This is a genomic window from Actinosynnema sp. (genome assembly GCF_052038725.1).
Map to the genome: position 1 here is coordinate 1 of NZ_JBQGCX010001530.1, position 2,198 is coordinate 2,198.

Here is a 2,198-nt window from a genome sequence, read left to right on the forward strand (position 1 = left end):
GGCCAGCACGTCCGCGACCTGGCCGAGGACGTGGTCGAGGTAGCGCTCCACCTCGTCCACGCGCCCCTGCCGCGTGCACAGCCGCACCCAGCGCGGGTCGAAGTCCACCGCGAAGCGGACCCCTCCCCGCCTGCGCGCGTGCTGCGCGGTCAGCTCGGCGTAGTCGTGCGGGCCGCTGGGGCCCATCGACAGCCAGTTGACCCCGTGCGGGTAGCCCCGCTCGTCCATGGCGCGCATGGCCCCGGCCATCTCGCGCTCCATCCAGTCGGCGAGGTAGAGCACCCGCTTCGGGGAACCGGTCGTGCCACCGCTCTCGAAGACGCCGACGATCTCGGCCTTCCCGCCGTAGCCGCGCGGGATGAGGTCGTCCACCGGCACGTGCCGCAGGTCCTCCACGGTCTGCGGGAACAGCCGCAGGTCGTCCCTGGTGCGCACCTCGGTGAGCGGGTCGAAGCCGAGGCGGTCGCGCCGGTCCAGCCAGAACGGCGTCCCGGTCTCCGGGGAGAAGTGCCACCGCATCGCGGCCCGGACCAGCTCGTCCGGGTCCACCCGCGCGTCCGGCTCCGCGTCCAGGACCGCGAGCGCGTCTTCCGGTGTCATGCCGAGCCCTCCGCTGTTCGTCGGGATGTGTTGTCGGGACGTCTTCGCGGGGCGCGCGTCAGCGCAGCTCGATGCCGAGCTCCTTGATCGGCTCCAGGAACTCGCCCTTGCCGACGGCGTCGGCCACGAGCTCCAGCTCGTCGGACATGTACCGGTCCTGCTCCAGGGTCGGCACCAGCGAGCGGACCTTCTCGTAGGTGGCCCTGCCCGCCGGGCTCAGGCCGCCGTGGCGGCCGGTGAGGTCGACCGCCTGGGCGGCGGCCAGGAACTCCAGCGCGAGGATGCGGGTGTTGTTCTGCAGCACGCGGCGGGCGTTGCGGGCCGAGATCAGGCCCATGCTCACCACGTCCTGGTTGTCGCCGTTGGACGGCACGCTCTGGGTGCTGGCCGGGCCGATGGTCCGGTTCTCGGCGATCAGCGCGGTGGCCGGGTACTGGGCGCCCGCGAAGCCGCTGTTGAGGCCGGGCTCGCCCTTGACCAGGAACTCGGGCAGGCCGTAGCTGAGGTGGCGGTTGAGCAGCCGGTTGCTGCGGCGCTCGGACTGCACGCCGAGCTGGGTCAGCGAGATCGTCGTGAAGTCCATGACGAACGCGACGGGCTGGCCGTGGTAGTTGCCGCCGTGGAAGACCTCCTTGCCCTCGAAGAACAGGGGGTTGTCCGTGGCGGAGTTCAGCTCGGTGGTCAGCGTCCTGGCCGCGTGCCGCAGCGTGTCGCGGACCGCGCCCAGCACCTGCGGGATGGCCCGCAGCGAGTAGGCCTTCTGCAGGTAGACCTCGGTCCGGGTGACCTCGTCGCCCACGCGCTGGTCCTCGACCTCGCGGCGCAGGTCGGAGTGCGCCACGGCGAGCGAGCTGCCGTGCAGCAGGGCGCGCAGGTTCGCGGCCGAGTCGATCTGACCGGTGTGCGGGCGGGCCAGCTCGTGCCCCTCGGGCAGGAACGGGCTGGTGGAGCACTTCAGCGTCTCCAGCACCAGTGCGGAGACGATCTCGGCCTGGTGCAGCTGGTCGAGACCTCGGCTGACCACCAGCGACCCGAGCCCGGTCATGCCGGAGGTGCCGTTGATCATCGCGAGGCCTTCCTTGAACCGCGGCTCCAGCGGCTCGATGCCCTGCTCGCGCAGGACGACCTCGGTCGGGATGCGGTTGCCGTTGCGCAGCACGTAGCCCTCGCCGATGACGGTCGCGGCGATGTGCGACAGGGTCGCGAGGTCACCGCTGGCCCCGAGCGAGCCGATCTCCGGAATCGCCGGGGTGATGCCCAGGTTCAGGTAGAGCGCGAGCCGCTCCAGGATCTCGGGGCGCACCGCCGAATAGCCGCGTGAGAGCGCGTTGAGCCGCGCGGCGACGATCGCCCTGGCCTCGTCCTCGGCGAACAGCGGACCGACACCCGCGCTGTGGCTGCGGATGAGGTTGGTCTGCAGCTCCACCTCCTTGGAGGGCTCGACCTGCATGTAGATCATCTCGCCGTACCCGGTGGTGACGCCGTAGATGGCGGCACCGCTGTGCACGACCTCCTCGAACTGGCGTCGGCGCACCGCGGCCTTGGCCAGCACTTCGGGTGCCACCGAGCAGGGAGCGCTGTCCTCGGCGACCCGCCGG

1 protein-coding gene and 1 pseudogene are annotated in these 2,198 nt (G+C 71.5%); both read right to left on the reverse strand.

What is annotated here, in order from left to right; genetic code table 11:
* Positions 1-600: pseudogene (locus ACTUAL_RS32170) on the reverse strand (phenazine antibiotic biosynthesis protein); the annotation flags it as partial.
* 58 nt (positions 601-658) lie between these two features.
* The coding region (gene cmdF, locus ACTUAL_RS32175; RefSeq protein ID WP_440902864.1) for a tyrosine 2,3-aminomutase at positions 659-2,198 on the reverse strand (1,540 nt) is incomplete at its 5' end.